We start from the raw sequence: 18,196 nt of genomic DNA, 5'->3' as shown, positions 1-18,196 counted from the left end.
ATGGAATTTACGCTGCATGTTGTGTAAAATTGTAATTATAACTATGGAAATGTATATATAGTTATGATAAAATTAGTTCATTAATAGAATATTATCTAATTTTAAGGAAGTATTATTGGACATTCTGGAAAAAAATGTGATGTATTTTGAATAATTCAATACATTAATGTGTGAAAGGAGGAGAATATGAATAAATTAAAAATATTTACTGCAGCAGTGCTAATTGCATTTGGTACAAGCACTTCGGCTTTTGCCCAGGGGAGTACTCTGGATATTGATGCTTCCATTGATGCTGCGGTGAAAGATTCCTACGAAGTAAAAAGTGCCGATATTTCAGTGCGACAGGCTCAAAACTCCTATGATCAGGCTGTAAAAAATGCTGTTAATTATGCAGATCAGCTGGATGAAGGAGGAGATAACCTGGATAGCTATACCAGACTTACACTTATGCAGGGTATAAGCAATCCTTCGAAAGAAGCCCAGTTTTCCATTTATAAATACTCCAATATAGGTAAAGTTGCTGAAAGTCAGGTGAAATTATCCGCCTATACCCAATATACGGCCCTTATGGATGCAAAGGATGCTCTTGATCTTGAAAATCAAAAATTTCAAAATGCCAAAGAGCAGTACGATGCAGTACAGCTGAAATCAAATTTGGGAATGGCTTCTCCTGCGGATGTAAAGCAGGCGGAGGTTGATTACTACAGCGAGAATGCAAATCTCAATAAGACTCAGAGGCAGTACGACCTTGCAGTTATGAAAATGAATCAGATTTTAAATAAGGACATATATACTAAATACGATGTGCTGCTTAGAGATAAGATTACAGAATCACCTTATATAAGAAGCTATGATGATTATGTAAATGATGCACTGAAAAACAGGGCGGAAATTTTAAATGCACAGGAAAATATAAATCTCAAAAAATTTGAATATGATGTTATAAAGGGAATATTCCCATCTAAATATGATACCATGAATCAAATTGGACAGTATAATGTGGATCAGGCAGGTGACGCACTTGATATTTTAAAGGTAGATATACCTGTTGAAATAAACAGTCTTTATAATGATTTGAAGAACAAGACCAAGATGCTCGATTCCAAAAAAGATGCTCTTGCCCTCGCACAGAGGAATTATGATGTGGCACGGGTGAAATATAATGCAGGTGTGATGAGTAAAATAGATTTCGATGCCCAGGCGGATGATTTGAAGTCTTCCCAAAATGACTTGAAGTCCTTTCAAAGGGATATATGGATGGCACAGCTTAAATTGAACCTGGCCTGCGGCATTGGGTATGACACGTCAAAATTGAACACTAGTGTGAATTAAATTATCAGGAGGAAGAAAAATGAGAAAGAAATTAAGTGTCCTAGTTGGACTTGCCGTGGTACTCACTGCAGGCAGCACTTGTTTTGCAGAAACTCCCACAGCTGCTGTGAGTGCAGCTGATACCGCTGTGGCAGCTGATGTTTCAAATGACAGCGGTACATCTCTTACTTTAGATGGAGTGCTTGGAAGTATAGAAAAAAACAATGTGGAAATTCAGATGGATGATCAGAAAATACTTCTTTATCAGAGACAGTATGACAGAGATCATCAGAATGCAATGCTGAATGCGGATAAAGAGCCTGTTAATTTCCCTGCAGGTCAGTATGCAGCAGTAAAAATTGCAGTAGATGTAACTCCTAAACAAGATGAACAAAATATTCAGGATGCCAAGCATGACAGGGATGATGCACTTCAGAATTTGAAGTTTTCAGCAGAACAGCAGTATCTAAATGCTATAAATGCCCAGGATCAGATAACTACCATAAATGCGCAGATAGCAAATGTTGATAAGAAAATTGCACAGACAAATGCAAAAATACAGCAGGGACAGCTTACAAATGATGCTCTCCAGTCTCTTCAGGTTCAAAAGAGCCAGTTTGAAGCATCGCTTAATACTCCCAGGTCCCAGCTGCAGCAGTGTGAGCTCAATATAAAACAGGCCATAGGCCTGGATTTGAATACTGATGTAAACCTGGTTTTGCCTGAATCCAAGGAATTTGTTAAATTTGATGACAGTAATATTCAGTCCAGAATCGACGGTGCAGTGAACAATTCCTATGATATGAAAAAAATAACCAATAATATTGCCATACTCAAGATTCAGCAGGATATATACAAACAGTATTCTTACAACGATGCCACAGGAGAAGTAAATACCGGCCTCAGCATAGAAAATCTTCAAAACAGTCTTTACAATACACAATTAAATCTCAAGACCAATTTGTGGAACAGCTATTATTCCTTGAAAAACAGTGAGGATTTGGTGAATACGGAAAATATCAAGGTGGAAAATGCACAGATGAATTATGACAATACTTCGGTCAAGGTTAAAGCAGGAGTGCTCACTGAAGTGGATCTTGATTCTGCTGCACTTGCCCTTCAAAGTGAAAAGATAAGTTTGAAAAATGCCCAGGACAATTACAGAATAGCTTCAGAACAGTTTCAATATAATCTTTCCAAGTAAATTTTTTATGAATAACTTAAGCGGCATCTGTTAAATCTCATCAGGTGTGATAGAATATAAGCTGTAGATTGAGGGAATTTCCCCATTCAATCAATTAGTTATGATATAGGAGAGATAATTTGATGAGAGGGAAGATTAAATCACTTGGAATTGCTGTAGTTATCATGATGCTCATTGTATCTTTTTCAGCCTGTTCTTTCTGGAATAAATCAGGACAGCAAAATGGTGATTCCAAAAAGACCACCCAGGCTTCCGAGAATGAAAAGAAACTTAAAATTACTGAGGATACGGACAAGACTGCCAAGCTTAAAAAGGAAAAGTCTATATTGAATGGAAAGGTATATGTTCAAAACAACAGGGCCATAGCAACTATGGTGATTAAAGAGGGTACAAGTGATAAGGAAGCAAAGGATCTGGCACAGAAATATGCAAATGATTTAAAAAAGAAATATAAAAACATGCAGGTCAATGTGATGGCAGTCAGAAACAACAAGAACATAGCCAATATAACTGTAAAATAAAATTAAGAGTGAAATAGCCTTTAGCTATTCACTCTTAGTTTTTTCAAATTCAATTGACTATTGAAAATGGTATCTCTATAATGGAAGGTTTTAAGGTATTTCCGTCTTTATCCCTTATATTGTATTTGTTGTTGCTGAGTATGGTTATGGTATAATCCTGGGAGGTTTCGTACCCTTCATAAGGAGGATTTATTGTTATAACATTTGGAGCCTCCAGGGAAAATGAAACATCTACGTATTTTCCGTTTTTGTCTGTAACTTTGATATTGTCTGTCATGGTCATATCTATATTATTTATCACGGTGTCGTCATCTTCATTTTTGACTGCCTTGTCATCAATTGGCTTGCTGAATTTTATTTTCCATACTTTGTATGGATCTGCGGTACTGAGACTCTGCATTGACTTTATGTCTGAAATTTTTATGGTGCTGCATTTATTGTCCTGTAGGACCAGAGCGGTATCACCGTCAAAAGGCGAGGCACTGTCAAAATCATAGGATATAAAAGTGGAACCCAGTCTGTCAATATATCCCCATTTTATATATTTTTTTATAAGAGCTGCATCACCGGAATCTTCAATACCTGCAGAACCTGTATTCTTTTTAACTGCTGCATAACCCTGGCTGAAATCTGAGGCATTATCAAATACAGTATCTATTATGGTATCTCCATTTTCATTTATAAAGCCCCATTTGCTGCCCTTTTGTACTCTGGCAAGACCCTCACTGAAAGCATATATTTTATCAAATTCAGGCATGTATTTTATTTCTCCCTTGGTGTTTATGAATCCATATCTTCCGTGGGAGGTTATAATGGCCTTTCCCTCATGATAGCTGTCTATCCAGTCAAGCTCAGGTTTGACAATTGTTTTTCCGGAATCATCTATGATGCCGCACTTGCCGTTTTTAACTATTTGACTTAAGCCACCGCTGGCGGGTGTGATGCTGTCATAGCTCAAATTCAGAATCAAACGGCCATTTTTGTCAATAACACCGTATTTACCTCCGCTGGAGACTTTTATAAGATTTTTACTCAAATAGGAGATGTCCTTGTATTTGGGTTCAAGAACTATTTTTCCGCTCATGTCACAAAGTCCCCACTTGTCCCCTGTTTTCACAGGAACAAGTCCCAGCACAGGAGATTTTATTTCATCGAAATCGAATGATTTGAAACTGCCATTTGTATCTATGAGTCCCCAGGAATTATTTATTTTTACAGCTGCATAACCCTCCTGAAAATCATATGCGTTGTCATATTTACAATCTGAAAATATGTTTCCCCTGCTGTCTACAAAGCCGTATTTTCCTCCTTTTCTCACTCTCATGAAGCCCTGCTGAGAACCATATACGGCGTCAAATTCAGGCTTTATGACAATATCTCCTCTGGTATTTATAAAGCCCCATTTGGAATCTGAATTTATTGGTGCCAGGCCTTCCTTTGAAAAATCTCCTGCATTTTCATACTGGGGCTGTACTGCAATATTTCCATTCTCATCTGCAAAGCCGATTTTGGTGCCCTTATAAATTTTTGCATAACCATTTTTGAAAGATTCTATGGAAGTAAATTCAGGATTTGTTTTTATTTTACCGTTTTTATCCATAAGACCGTAGAAATTACCGCTTCGAAATTTGGCAAGTCCATTTTGAAAGGGATATATATTGTCCGCAGTTATCTGTGAGTCCACAATTGTGTAATTATTGTTGCCTGATGCTCTTGCATCTGATGGATTCCATGTAAATGTGAAACAGAGAGACAATAGAAGAAGCATGGTGAAACCAGCATATTTTCTGAGATATTTTTTCAAAACACCTTCCTCCTTTATAGTTTTTTAGATTATTATACCATTAATAGAAATCAATCACTATGACTATTGATTAAATTTGGCTGAATTGTATTTGATTTTATAAAATCCTTATGATATATTTAGTTAAGATAATCAATAGTTTTATTGTGGGTGATTGTGCTATTAAAAGAATTCGGAGGTATAATATGGTTAAGAAAAAACAACAGGACAAGAAAAACAACGGTGAAGGATATGTTTCCACTGTTCTTTCACTTTTAGATGAAGAGGAAAATGTAATTTCGGATGTGCAGAAAGAGATTTTTATAGATGAGATAAGGGAGCTTCCGCCAATAAAAGAAGGACAGCTTAATGTATCAGGTGTGTATGCCTATGATATGGGAGATAAAGTTGAGGTCAAGGTTTATGTGAGAAATGGACTTTCAACTAATTTGAATCTGCAGAAGATACCTTTTTTAATCGTAAATTCAAAAGGGGACACGCTGGCTTCTCAGACTTTTAACCTGGCATCCCTGGGAAAACTTCCACCTCATTCTGCCAGACCTGTAAAACTCTATTTTGACAAGAAAAATTTTAAAGTGGATAAAATACCTGCAGATGACTGGAAAATTGTTTTAAACGGAGAATTCAATGTAACTTCTAAAGTGAGACCCAGATATGAAGGACTGCCTGAGAAAATATCTGTTGAGGACAAACTTGTTTTCGATAAATTTTTAGACGAGCTTCCTGAAATGGAAGAGGGAGAGTTCAGTATATCCACCTTCAGCATAGGACTTCAGAAAAACGGCAATATTCTTGTAACAACAGTTATGAGAAATGCCACAAACAAGCCTATTACCATCAGCAAGATGCCTATGACCGTGCTTGACAAAAACAAACGTGCGGTAAAATCCCAGAATTTTATCATGAAGAATTTCACAGTGAGCCCTTATAGAGCTAGATTATGTAATTTTGCATTTCCCACAGATGTTCATCCCGAAAATGATCAGAGCCTGGAGGGCTGGTCGGTAATTTACAAGCTGGTAAACATAAACGGCGGCAAAAATATAAAAAAATTGTAATTATTATAAAACTATGAAATTGCTTTGAAAGCAAAGTTTATTTCATAGTTTTTTATAAATTTCGGATAAGGTCTAAAAAAAATTGAAATGTAGACGAATACTAAGTAGTAAAGGAGCCTATATGCTATTGGAAAATAATTATTTTAGTAGTATAATATAGATATGTCAAATTTGTTAACACTAATATTGTAAATGGAATATGATGTTTGTCTATGGTTAAGGCTTTATTAAACATGAATGGAGGGAATACATATGCAAAAAAATAGTAAAAAGGTATTGTCGGCTTGCAGCGTGGCAACTTTGCTGATTGCAGGTACGACACTTCCGGCAACTGTGAAAGCTGATTCATCCAGTAATGTAACCCGAATTGGAGGGGCTGACAGGTATGAGACAGCTGCAAAAGTTGCAGATGCAGGCTGGACTTCTTCAAGTTATGCAATAGTGGCAAATGGAGAAGGTTATGCAGATGCACTCTGTGCAACACCACTTGCAAAAGCTAAAAATGCACCTATACTTCTGACTTATGGAAACAGCTTGAATCAGAATGTATTGGATCAGCTTAAGAATTTGAAGGTGGAGCATGTAATTGTAGTTGGAGGCACAGGTGTGGTTCCAGACAGCGTTGTAGATGAAATAAAGGCTCAGGTTTCTGATGTTCAAAGATTAGGTGGACAAGACAGGTATGAAACTTCTGTGAAAATAGCCGATGCTCTGGGTACTAAACCTACAAAAGCAGTTGTAGCAAGCGGGGAAGGTTATGCAGATGCACTGTCCGCAGGTCCTGCTGCAGCTATAAACGGAATACCAATACTGTTGACAACACAGAACACTCTTCCTGATGCTGAAACAAATTACCTTAAAGCAAATTCAAATATAACTGCAACTTATGTAATAGGAGAAACCGGTTCTGTAAGTGATTCCGTCAAAGATTCGCTTCCATCTCCAACGAGACTGGGAGGAGCAGACAGATATGAGACCAATATAGCCGTACTTAAAGAATTCAAGTCCGACTTCGGTTTTGGAAATGTATATGCTGCACTGGGCAACGGTCCTGTAGGCAATGAATTTGCAGATGCACTGACAGGCGGTGCACTGGCTGCCAAGAACAAGAATCCTCTCATAATAACTGGATTATCACTTAGCTCCGCTACAACAGATTTTCTTGATGAAAATGTACCTAAGAACAGTACACTTACAATACTGGGCGGAACAGGCAACATATCCGATTCACTGGCTGACGAGATCAAAGACGCCTTTGGCAAAGCATCCACAGGCGGCGGTGGTGGTGGAAGTACTACTTATAAAAATATTACATCAGATGTAGCTAAATACTATGGACCTAAAATTAAAGAAGTTGTAAATAATAATCCAAATTTAAGTAAATATTTTAATGTGAATGATGTGGCGAAAGATGGAAAAATAATTTTAACTGTAACAGATGAGTATAAGAATAGAGTAGTTGATTATGAGACCTTATTTGATAATTCAGATAATGCTGATTTGGATACAATAAAGAGTAGAGTGGAAACAGCATATGATTTGGCAAATGAACATTCGAAATCAGTTACTATTGATGGAAAAACATTCAAAGATTATTTAGTACAGGAAAAGGCCAAAGGTGATGAGTCTAAATTCTCAAAATATATTGAAGAGGATGGTACTATAGACTCGCAAGCTATTGCTGAAAAAATAAAGAGTGGTACTATCACCTATGATGATTATCAGGCATTTGTTTCAAGCTTGAATTCCGCAGTAAAGGGCTCTATTGATTTAAATCAGCCTTCCCCGGAATTTACCCTTAAGGATACACAGTGGAAGGTAAATAGGGTTGATCAGGATGGTGTAACTTTATATAATAGTAATGATTCAAGAGCAGATAATGTTGATTCAATTTTAAGTTCAGATAGTCCACTTGGAACATATAGAATATATACAAATACTAATGAGTATTTTGTAGTTACAGTACAAAAATAAAAGCAGAATAGAATTTAAACATTAAGACAGAGAACTCAGGCCAATCCCCTGGGTTCTCTTAATAAAGAGCAAAGTATAAAATTCAAAATACATTGCAGAAAATCCTCCACAATTATCAATTGTGAATTGAATAAGAAAGGAAGGTGTTTTTATGATAAAGGGAAATAAGATATTTTCAAAACTGATTCTTGGAATATTTCTGGCTTCCTCAGCAGGTATTGTACTGCCTGAAAAAGCCTCGGCAGCAGTGCCCAGACTGGGAGGTCAGGACAGATATGAGACATCCGCGAAGGTATCTCAGGATGGATGGGATACTTCGGAATATGTAGTGCTTGCCAGCGGAGAGAACTATCCGGATGCCCTGTGTGCTGCACCTCTGGCAAAAAAATATTCCGCTCCCATACTTTTGACTGCCAGCAAGACTCTCGATGTGAATACCAAAAACGAGATAACAAGGCTAAAGGCAAAACATGTAATAGAAATAGGGGGAACGGCATCCATATCGGCGGATATAGAAAATGAACTCAAGGGAATGGGACTTGTCACCGAGAGAATAGGTGGACAGGATAGGTTTGAAACTTCCGTAAAAGTGGCGGAAGCACTGAAGCCTTTCACAAGTGCAGTGGTGACCTCTGCCTATGGCTTTGCAGATTCTCTTTCCATAGCACCTGTAGCTGCCAGTGAAAATATGCCCATACTTTTGACAGGAGCTGGTTCCCTGCCGGACGCAGTGAAAAATTATATAGATGCAAACAAGACTTCCATAGAAAGTTCCTACGTAATAGGCGGAAGCGGAGTCATAAGTGACAATGTGCTTGCACAGCTTCCCTCTGCTGAAAGAGTCAGCGGACAAAACAGGTTCGATACCAACTTGAATGTACTTACCTATTTCAAGGACAAAATTAAATTTGACAATAATATATATGTGGTTCAGGCAGACGGCCCTACGGGAAATGAATTTGCAGACGCGCTTTCGGCTTCTGCACTGGCTGCAAAAACAGCTTCACCGGTAATTCTGACCTATAATTCCGTAAACATCGGTATAGAGAATTTCCTAAAGTCAAATGCTGCAGAGACTGTCAAAGTCACTGCCATAGGAGGAACTGCAGCAGTTCCTGAGAGCATTGTAAGTTCACTTCAGGATTTGCTAACTGGAAATGGAGGAAATTCTGGATCTGGTGGAAGCGGTGGATCACAGTCCGACTATGATGTTTTCAATTCAGTTCTGGGAAAGCTCAAAACTATAGATATTTCAGATAATTCATCTTTAAACAATACCCAAAAGGAGATAATATCTGATACAATAACTTCCATGGGAAAATATGTTGCCGATGAAAATTATGATTACAAGCAGGATGCACCCGGCATAGAGGCTCTTTACAACAGCCTTTCAAGTGAAGAAAAAGCTGCTTTCCAAACTGCCATAATTAATTCCGGAGTCACCATTTCGGAGGGGTATACTCTTAAAGACAAATTTGGGCTTTAGTGGAAGATATTGAATTTGTTATTAATTTTAAATTTACATATAAGTTATCCTAAGATATGTTATAATAAATAATATATTTCTGGATAGCTTATAGTTTTTTAACTGGCTTTATTTTTCCGGATTTAAATTGTAATTGCATGTAGATGGTCGGCAAATATAAATATATTAAATTTTGGGAGAACGTATATGGAAAATTCAAAGAAGAGAAAAAAATTGATACCTTTAATTGTAATTGTTGTTTTGATTCTGGCGGCAGCAATTTTTGGGAAGCTTGTTTTCTGGCAGTCATCCTATACTGTACCTGAATATAAATTTTCAGCAGAACTGCTTGGTAAAATAATAAAAGCCCAGGACACGGGAGGAACTGCCCAGCTCACAAAGGACGAAGTGAATCAGGTTATATCCCTGTATTCTAAAGAATACAAAAGCGGCAGCATTACCATAAAAGCAGCAGAGGCAGACTTTGACGGCAGCAATATGAAATTTTATGTGCCTGCTGCTTATAAGGGGTTCAATGTACTTGTTACATCAGAAGGAAGTATTTCCAAAGAAAGCGGTAAAATAAAATATACTCCTGATTATTTTAAAGTGGGAAAAATCACACTGCCTAAATCCTATGTATTTAAGAAACTGTCCGGCAGACTTAAAGACAAGACAGCTGTTGAGCAGAATTCCATAGTGATAAATACAGAGGGATTTCCGGTGGGAATCACTGCCCTTGACGTTAAAAATGACAGACTTCTGGTTACACTGGAGAAGAGAAAAATCAATATTGAAGATATATTGAAGGGAAAATTTGATTCTATAAAAAATATGGTAAAGGATTATTCCGATCTAAAGAATTCGGAGATATCCACGAAAACTAATGGTGAAGCTGGAAAAACTCAGCAAGACAATGGGACAAATTCCAGCACTTCAGGAGGCAGTACTGCTGCTTCAACTGAAAAGCAGCAGGCACTCGACCAGGTCATAAGCGGATTGAATTCGGCTTCAGGTTCTGTGAGTACATCAGGCCAAAAAGCAGTCATATCCCAGATGATATCCGTGGTGGGAAGCATGAAGGATCCATCATATAATCCCTATTCGGCAGAGAGTGGTGTAAGAGCCATGTACGGGAAACTTTCGCAAAATGAGAAGCTGCAGCTTAAGGCCGCAGTATTTGCAAATGTGGATACATCTTCTGCAAGTATACTCTACAATATGATTGGGAAATAGAGAAGACTTGACAGGATGTGCAGGTCTGGCTGTAAAATGATTACTAAATCTTAGGAGGGAATAGCTAAGTGGAAGAAGAAACGACACTGGATCTTAGAGACTTTTATAATATATTGAAAAAGAGAATAAAGCTTATAATACTTGTAGTTGTAACATGTACTTTGGTGTCTGGATTATTGAGTTTTTTTGTAGTAAAGCCCACCTATGAGGCAAGTACTACCATAATAATAGGCAAGCTTACGGAAAATGGGAAAAGCAATCCCCAGTACAACGACGTTATGATGTACCAGAACCTGATAAAGACATATGCACAGATTGCAGGTTCAAACCTTGTCATGCAGAATGCCTCCAATAAATTAGGTGGAGCCCTGAGTCCGGAAAAACTTAAAAAGGTGGTTTCCGTAACACCCCAGCAGGGAACCCAGATTTTGCAGATAACCGGGGAGAGTGGTGACCCTTCTGAAGCTGTGAAGATGGTGGATGCGGTGAGCAGTTCTTTTATAGCTGAATCAAAGAGGGTATTTCCCACAGGCGGAGATATAAACGTGATGGACAAACCACAGTTTCCGGATAAACCGGTAAAACCCAAGAAAATGCTCAATATAGCCATTGCGTTTTTTATAAGCCTTTTAGCTTCTGTGGGATTTTCATTTGTGCTTGAATATATGGACAATACTATAAAAACCGAGGCAGATATAAACAAACAGCTTGGAATTCCGGTGCTCGGGATAATACCAAAAGGGGAAGCTTAATCAATTCACAATTGAACAAGGGTGGTGATATTTATGCTGGACATACACAGTCACATACTTCCTGGCATAGATGATGGTTCAAAGTCCATGGAGCAGACTGTGGAAATGCTCAAGCTTACGGAAGCAGATGATGTAAAAACCATAATAGCAACCTCTCATTTTTACAGAGGCTATTATGAAAACAGATATGAGGACATAAAAAAGCTTGTGGAAAAGGTGAAAACCAGGGCCCGGGAAGAAAGCATAAATTTGGATATTATTCCAGGCCAGGAGGTAATGCTTGACCATCGCAGCCTTGAGGATTACAAGAAAGGTGAAATAGGCTGTATTGGCGGTACGGATTATATGCTGGTAGAGCTTCCCATGATGGATATGCCAAGGGATGCCCTGGATATAATATATGAACTTGAAATCAGGGGAATACATCCAATTCTGGCTCACCCTGAAAGATACAGATACATTATGGATAAGCCATCTAAAATAAATGAATTTCTGAATGAAAAATGTCTTATTCAGGTAAATACAGGAAGCATAATGGGCATGTTCGGGAAGAAAGTGAGAAACACTGCCAGAATTTTAATAAAGAATGGAATATGCAGTTTTATAGCATCGGATGCCCATTCTACCGGAGGAAGATGTCCGGGTATCAGCAGTGCACTTGAAACAGCTTCTGAAATCAATCACAATATGCCCCTGTACATGGAAAAAAATTGTGACAGATTATTGAAAAATCAGCTTATAGATCCGGTAAGCGAGAGAATAAAAGAGAAAAAGGGAATTTTCAACTTTTTTAGAACATAGTAATAAGATTTGAGATACAGATGGAGTGAAGATGATGGAAAAGTTACATATTGTCACTGTGAGAAATCCTAAAGATCCTATTGCAGAAGCCTACAGGACCTTGAGAACAAATATTCAGTTTTCTTCTTTTGATAAAAAGATACAGTCTATAATGCTCACCAGCTCAGGTCCGGGAGAAGGAAAATCAACTACCTCTGCCAATCTGGCGGTGGTTATGGCTGAAACAGGTGCTAAAACCATACTTGTGGATTGCGACCAGAGGAAACCCAATCTGCACAAGATATTCCTGACGTCCAATGAAAGCGGACTTTCAAATGTGCTGGCGGGAAAGGTAAGTTTTGAAGATGCAGTCAAACAGAATGCAGTTGAAAATCTGGATCTTTTGACCTCCGGCATAAGGCCTCCCAATCCGGCGGAGCTTCTGGGTTCCAAGAAGATGGAAAATTTTTTGCAGCAGCTGAAGGAGAAATATGAGTATATAATATTGGATACCCCGCCTGTAGTGGCGGTGACGGATGCCCAGCTTTTGTCCCGTTATGTGGACGGCTGTCTTCTGGTGGTATCGTCTTCTCAGGTGGAAAAGGAAGCAGCTGTAAAGGCCAGAGATCTTCTGACAAAGGTAGGTGCCAATATACTGGGAGCTGTCTTGAACAAGCTTGAGATAAAGGAAAAAGGATATTATGGTTACTACTACCACTATTATTATGGAAATGACGGCAGCAGGATACGAAAAAAGAAGAAAAAAAGAAAATAAATGCGGAAGGTGTAAAGATTTCAATATAATTGATCTTTATGCCTTTATTTTTTTACAAAAATCCTGCCTATTTTTCAAAAACTGCATATATATTATATGAAAGGGGATGATTGATATGGCAGCAAAGGAAACACTTCTGCAGACTTCGGTTATATTGAAATATAAAGATGGCCTCGATGAAAATGGAAAAGAGATAATCAAAAGGCAGACTTTTTCAAATGTAAAAATAGATGCTGCTGTCCAGGACATCTACGATGTTGCTTTGGAAATAGAAAAGCTTCTTGGAAAGACTCTGGATGAGCTGGTAAAACAGGATCAAAGCGGCATAACAAACGCTTAGACAATTAACAATGTACAGTGAACAATTGTTAATTATGAATCGTGAATTTTCAATCGTAAATTGTCAATTAAATAAGGGGGTGACAATATGTCAAAGTCATTGATTATGAATTTTTTAACTGAAGAAGGCAAAAAGTCCTCTGTGAGAATTTCAAATGTAAAAGAGGATATAACGGATTTGGAAGTGAAGACTGCCATGGAGACGATTATTGCAAAGAATATATTCACTACCAAAAATGGAGACTTGAAAGCCATAGATTCTGCTCATGTACAGGACACTTCTGTTGAGGAGCTTGAAGTCAAATAATGATTAAAGGCGGGTTTGGATTATGCGGGGTGCTTATTCAGAACCGCCTCTTTTCATCTCATATCTGATGAAAAATATGGCAAAAAGGCACGAAATTCTGAATTTATAATAAAATATTTAAGACAGGAAATATATACTTGAATGTAACAGCCAAATTTATCCTAATGTATAAAATCTCAGCTGAATCTGAAAATCACTTGATACTGCATTGGGATGAATTTGAAATTACAGGGAGAGAAGGATATGAAATATGAATTCAAACCCGAACACATTGTGGACAAGCATCCACAAAGGACTATTGATGCAAATGACCCTTTACTGGAGAAAATCAATCTTGAACAACTTCTTACAAAGGCCAAGAGCAAGAACAAAAGGGCCATAGGTGAAATCTGCAGAAGATTTGACGGAATGATTGTAAATCTGGCTGTATCCTTTTATATAGAGGGATACACCATAGAGGACGTGATACAGGAGGGAAGGCTTTCCCTTATAAAAGCCATTTACAAGTATGATATGAAATCCAAATACCACTTTCCCGCCTATGCTGCAGCTGCCATCAAAAAAAATTTTTACAGCAGAATAAGGGGCAGTGTAAAAAAATACGGCTCCTGCAGCCTCTACAGTGTAAATGATATGGGCGGACAGCTCATAGACATGATAGAGTCAGAAGAAGACATCGAAGAAGAGTTTATAAAGAGACAGCAGAGTACTAAATTGTGGAGAGCTTTAGGAAAACTTTCAAAAAAGGAAAGGTATATAATAATCTGGTATTATATATGGGAAAGAGGTCTAAAGGAATATGCAGCAAAGCAGAACATGTCCTATAGGACAGCAGCGGTCAGAAAAAAAAGAGCATTAGATCATTTGAGAAATATCATGGATTCCCCATGATACAATATAGGATATTCAGCCAATCCAATGTGTCCATGTAATTTTGGAAGTATTGGATTGGCTTTTTACATAAATCCATGTCCAGACAGGAGAAATATGACAAAGGTCTATATTGCACAGGAAATAGTTAATAAAATTTGAACTTATTTTAATCCCGGTAAAATTATTATCTCTGGATACGATAATATTTCAAGAGGTAAAATTGCATATAGGAATTTAAAAATGTTGAGCTGTGGAGAATATTCAGCTAATCCAGTGTGTGCATATAATTTTAGGGATACCAGACTGATTATTTTATGTAAATTTATATTAAAAGTTAAAAAAAGAGAAAAATGTAAAAACAAAATTTGTGGCGAAAAATATAATAAATGCTCATATTGAGTGATAATAAATGAACAAATTTTTAATAAAAATGAATTTGATATTTAAAAAAATATAATAACGTTTTCAAGAGCAAAATTGTACAAATAGACAAGACCTGAGGGTTGTCTACCGATTAGTACGGTGTTATAATGGAAATAACATTTGTTACATTTGTGTGAATTTTGTTGGTATGAGGGGGAAGCATAGTGACGGAATTGGAAGATAGAATTATTGATATGCCAGTAGTGGAAAATGAAAGCAAAAATGATTATGCAAAAACTACTGGCTATTATTTTCTTAAAAGAGCAGTGGACATATTGTTTTCAGCAATTGGAATTATTGTATTATCACCTGTTATGCTTGTAGTGGCAGTTGCAATTAAGCTGGATTCAAGAGGTCCTGCAATATTTTCACAGATAAGAGTTGGGTTAAATGGAAAGCCCTTCAAGATGTATAAGTTCAGGTCTATGGTGGATGATGCAGAAGATCTTTTGGACAAGCTAAGAGATAGAAATGAAATGACAGGTCCCATGTTTAAAATTAAAGAGGACCCGCGTGTCACAAGAATAGGAAGGTTTATCAGAAAAACGAGTATTGATGAGCTTCCTCAGCTGTTCAACGTGATCAAAGGCGAGATGTCACTTGTAGGTCCAAGACCTAATCTTCCAAGGGAGGTTGTAAAATTCACGAGGCACCAGAGGATAAAATTACTGGTTAAACCAGGGCTTACCTGCTACTGGCAGGTGATGGGAAGAAGCAATATTGATTTTGATGGCTGGATGAAATTAGACTTAAAATACATAGAAGACAGGAGCACAATAGTTGACTTAAAACTTATATTTCAAACCTTTAAAGTGTTTTTTGGTGATGACGGAGCTGAATAATATTTATTATAGTAGATTTTTGAAGAGATGTTTTAAAATATATAGACAGGATGGTTATTGATATGCTGTGTGCACTTATAATGGCAGGTGGAAAAGGCGAGAGATTCTGGCCTCTTTCCACAGATGAAAAACCAAAACAGTTTTTAAGACTTTTAGGCGAGAAAACCATGATTCAGATGACTGTGGAAAGGCTTATGCCGCTTATACCTGCGGACAGAATATTTGTGGTGACCGGGAAGAGGTATGTGGAACTTGTAAAAGATCAGCTTCCCAATTTGCCGCAAAGCAACATAATAGTGGAACCTGTGGGAAGAAATACGGCGCCCTGCATAACACTTTCAGCTTTTTATATAAAGAGGCAGTATAATGATGCAGCTATTGTGGTGCTTCCTTCAGATCATCTGATAGTAGACGAGAATAGATTTAGAAGTACCATAGCTTTTGGATATGATTTTATAATAAACAGTAGTGATGGGATAGTTACACTGGGAATAAAACCTGACAGGCCCGAAACAGGATATGGATATATCCAATTCTCAGTATATAATTCACAATCTACAATTGATGATGAGGCCGCGGTTACAGAGGAAGATTTTAGTACTTTCAAGGTTGAAAGATTTGTAGAAAAACCGGATGCAGATACTGCAAAGAGATATGTACAGGGAGGAAATTTTCTTTGGAACGGCGGAATGTTTATATGGAAATGCAGTACTATATTGAAGCTTACAGAAAGATATTTGAATAATACATACAGTATTTTAAAAGGTGTATTTGAAGAAAAAAATGAAAATTTCAGCAGCCTGCTTGAAAAAAAGTATCCTCAGGTAGATAATATTTCTGTAGATTACGGTATAATGGAAAGAGCTGAGAACATATATGTGGTTCCATCTGATTTTGGATGGGACGATATAGGAACCTGGTATGCAGTTGAAAGATACAGGGAAAAGGATCAAGACAACAATATATGTATAGGTGATATAAAAAGTCTTGAAAGCAGCAATAATATTGTGTATTCCAAGGACAAACCAATTGTAGTGGTAGGACTTGATGATGTCTTCGTAGTGGAAAGTGATGATATCATTTTTGTGGGGAAAAAAGAGGATATTGAAAGGATTAAAGAGATAAAAATAAGAATAAATAAACATTAGTGGGATGGAATCTATGAAGAAAATCAGAATATTACATATAGCTCAGTCAAATGGTGGAGTTTTAGAATATTTGAAAATGCTTATTAAATATATGGATACGGAGAAATTTGAGTTTTATTTATTAGCATCCAAAGAATATGAAGAGGAAAGAAAAAATTTTGAAGAAATTGGATGTAAATTAGATACAATTGTTATGGTAAGAGAAATTTCCCCTAATCTGGATTTAAAGTCCATTATAGCGATAAGAAGATACATAAAAAAAGTTAATCCGGATATTATTCATTTACATAGTAGCAAGGCGGGAGCGTTAGGAAGAATAGCATCTATGTTTTTAAGTATACCTGTTGTATATAATGCACATGGTTGGGCTTTTGATATGGACGTGAGTAATAAAAAAAAATTAATATATGCATATGTGGAAAAAATGTTGGCGAATTTTACAGATGTGATAGTTAATATATCTGATCATGAAAAGAGCAACCAATTAAAGTATAATATAAAACCGAAAAAATATACCGAAGTTATATATAATGGTATAGATTTAAGAAGATATAAAATTAAATATAATATCAAAAAGATAAAAAGTGAATTAAATATACCATTTAATGCATTTGTTGTTGGAATGGTAGGTAGAATATCAGCACAAAAGTCCCCCGAAAGCTTTATTCAAATAGCTAATAGTTTGAAAAAAAAATTGGATTGTTGTTATTTTATATTAGTTGGAGGTGGTGAATTAAGAGATAAAGTTGAACAATTAATTTGTAAATATGGATTAAGAAATAATTTGTTGATAACAGGTTGGACTGATGAAGTACCTAAATATATATCTTTATTTGATGTTGGTATATTGACGTCAAAATGGGAAGGATTTGGACTTGTTTTAGCAGAATATATGGCATCTAAAAAACCAGTGGTAGCTTTTAATTCTGGTGGAATTCATGATGTAGTAAAGAACAATTATAATGGATTATTAATTAATTACGGAGATATAGATGGATTTTGTGATGCTATCATTAAAATTAAAACTAATAACAAGTTAAAGGATAAATTAGTAAATAATGGATATAAGAGTGCGAATGAAAAATTTAATGCTGAAAGAGTAGCTAGAGAACATGAAAAATTATATTTGGAATTAATAAATGTTTAAATATGTTAATAGAATGTGGGTGTTTTCATTGAATATAATTTTTATTTCTGCGGAGTTACCTTATCCACCTAATTCTGGAGGAAGAATATATACATGGGAAAGGTTAAAACAGCTAAAGTTAAACAAGAATAATATTTTCCTATATACTTTGGTAAATCAAAATGAAAATGTAGATATAAATAAATTAAATAAAGTTTGTGTTGAAATACATGCATATATGAGAAAAAAAAGTTATAT

The 18,196-nt window shown here is 36.5% G+C and carries 17 protein-coding genes and 1 pseudogene; 17 read left to right on the top strand and 1 reads right to left on the bottom strand.

The genetic code is table 11. The features are described 5' to 3' along the window. Positions 1-186 precede the first annotated feature (186 nt). The 3 genes from CLLU_RS06515 to CLLU_RS06505 all read left to right on the top strand — a co-directional run bounded on the left by CLLU_RS06515 (position 187) and on the right by CLLU_RS06505 (position 3,036). Positions 187-1,332, top strand: a complete 1,146-nt coding sequence (locus CLLU_RS06515) for a TolC family protein (RefSeq protein ID WP_106008791.1) — start codon at positions 187-189, stop codon at positions 1,330-1,332. A 19-nt stretch (positions 1,333-1,351) separates the two neighbouring features. Then, complete coding sequence (locus CLLU_RS06510) at positions 1,352-2,515, top strand: TolC family protein (RefSeq protein ID WP_106008789.1); 1,164 nt, start codon at positions 1,352-1,354, stop codon at positions 2,513-2,515. 122 nt (positions 2,516-2,637) lie between these two features. Then, positions 2,638-3,036 carry a hypothetical protein gene (locus tag CLLU_RS06505; RefSeq protein ID WP_106008788.1) on the top strand — a complete coding sequence of 133 codons (399 nt, stop codon included), beginning with the start codon at positions 2,638-2,640 and terminating at the stop codon, positions 3,034-3,036. A 49-nt stretch (positions 3,037-3,085) separates the two neighbouring features. Here the strand turns inward: CLLU_RS06505 and CLLU_RS06500 are convergent, their stop codons facing one another. Continuing rightward, complete coding sequence (locus CLLU_RS06500) at positions 3,086-4,840, bottom strand: WG repeat-containing protein (RefSeq protein ID WP_242977503.1); 1,755 nt, start codon at positions 4,838-4,840, stop codon at positions 3,086-3,088. A 185-nt stretch (positions 4,841-5,025) separates the two neighbouring features. Between CLLU_RS06500 and CLLU_RS06495 the strand changes: the two genes are divergently transcribed. The 14 genes and pseudogenes from CLLU_RS06495 to CLLU_RS18940 form a co-directional block, all read left to right on the top strand. Next, the gene (locus CLLU_RS06495; protein WP_106008786.1) at positions 5,026-5,898 is read left to right on the top strand and encodes an SLAP domain-containing protein; all 873 of its coding nucleotides are present in this window, start codon (positions 5,026-5,028) and stop codon (positions 5,896-5,898) included. A 252-nt stretch (positions 5,899-6,150) separates the two neighbouring features. Beyond that, a complete protein-coding gene (locus tag CLLU_RS06490) occupies positions 6,151-7,872 on the top strand; it encodes a cell wall-binding repeat-containing protein (RefSeq protein ID WP_158255890.1) in 1,722 nt (573 codons plus the stop codon). A 151-nt stretch (positions 7,873-8,023) separates the two neighbouring features. After that, a complete protein-coding gene (locus tag CLLU_RS06485; RefSeq protein ID WP_106008782.1) occupies positions 8,024-9,358 on the top strand; it encodes a cell wall-binding repeat-containing protein in 1,335 nt (444 codons plus the stop codon). Between the two features lie 186 nt (positions 9,359-9,544). Further along, positions 9,545-10,573 carry a DUF2140 domain-containing protein gene (locus CLLU_RS06480; protein WP_106008780.1) on the top strand — a complete coding sequence of 343 codons (1,029 nt, stop codon included), beginning with the start codon at positions 9,545-9,547 and terminating at the stop codon, positions 10,571-10,573. Positions 10,574-10,641: 68 nt separating this feature from the next. Next, positions 10,642-11,325: a YveK family protein gene (locus CLLU_RS06475; protein WP_106008779.1), complete on the top strand. Its 684-nt coding sequence runs from the start codon at positions 10,642-10,644 to the stop codon at positions 11,323-11,325. Between the two features lie 33 nt (positions 11,326-11,358). Next, positions 11,359-12,126, top strand: a complete 768-nt coding sequence (locus tag CLLU_RS06470) for a tyrosine-protein phosphatase (RefSeq protein ID WP_106008777.1) — start codon at positions 11,359-11,361, stop codon at positions 12,124-12,126. 31 nt (positions 12,127-12,157) lie between these two features. After that, positions 12,158-12,880 carry a CpsD/CapB family tyrosine-protein kinase gene (locus CLLU_RS06465; RefSeq protein ID WP_207655951.1) on the top strand — a complete coding sequence of 241 codons (723 nt, stop codon included), beginning with the start codon at positions 12,158-12,160 and terminating at the stop codon, positions 12,878-12,880. Positions 12,881-12,995: 115 nt separating this feature from the next. After that, positions 12,996-13,220 carry a DUF1659 domain-containing protein gene (locus CLLU_RS06460; protein ID WP_106008774.1) on the top strand — a complete coding sequence of 75 codons (225 nt, stop codon included), beginning with the start codon at positions 12,996-12,998 and terminating at the stop codon, positions 13,218-13,220. An 87-nt stretch (positions 13,221-13,307) separates the two neighbouring features. After that, the gene (locus tag CLLU_RS06455; protein WP_106008772.1) at positions 13,308-13,526 is read left to right on the top strand and encodes a DUF2922 domain-containing protein; all 219 of its coding nucleotides are present in this window, start codon (positions 13,308-13,310) and stop codon (positions 13,524-13,526) included. 243 nt (positions 13,527-13,769) lie between these two features. After that, positions 13,770-14,417 (top strand): sigma-70 family RNA polymerase sigma factor, encoded by a 648-nt coding sequence (locus CLLU_RS06450; protein ID WP_106008771.1) that lies wholly within the window; start codon positions 13,770-13,772, stop codon positions 14,415-14,417. A 599-nt stretch (positions 14,418-15,016) separates the two neighbouring features. Next, positions 15,017-15,664, top strand: coding sequence for a sugar transferase (locus CLLU_RS06445; RefSeq protein WP_106008853.1), 648 nt, complete (start codon positions 15,017-15,019; stop codon positions 15,662-15,664). A gap of 62 nt (positions 15,665-15,726) precedes the next feature. After that, positions 15,727-16,812: a mannose-1-phosphate guanylyltransferase gene (locus CLLU_RS06440; protein ID WP_106008769.1), complete on the top strand. Its 1,086-nt coding sequence runs from the start codon at positions 15,727-15,729 to the stop codon at positions 16,810-16,812. Positions 16,813-16,825: 13 nt separating this feature from the next. Beyond that, positions 16,826-17,959, top strand: a complete 1,134-nt coding sequence (locus CLLU_RS06435) for a glycosyltransferase family 4 protein (RefSeq protein ID WP_158255889.1) — start codon at positions 16,826-16,828, stop codon at positions 17,957-17,959. 28 nt (positions 17,960-17,987) lie between these two features. Then, positions 17,988-18,196 (top strand): annotated as a pseudogene (locus CLLU_RS18940) (hypothetical protein); the annotation flags it as partial.

It is taken from the genome of Clostridium luticellarii (assembly GCF_002995845.1).
Taxonomy (GTDB): Bacteria; Bacillota; Clostridia; order Clostridiales; family Clostridiaceae; genus Clostridium_B; species Clostridium_B luticellarii.
The sequence above is the reverse complement of the archived record's forward strand: the minus strand, read 5'-3'. Positions and strand labels throughout refer to the sequence as shown.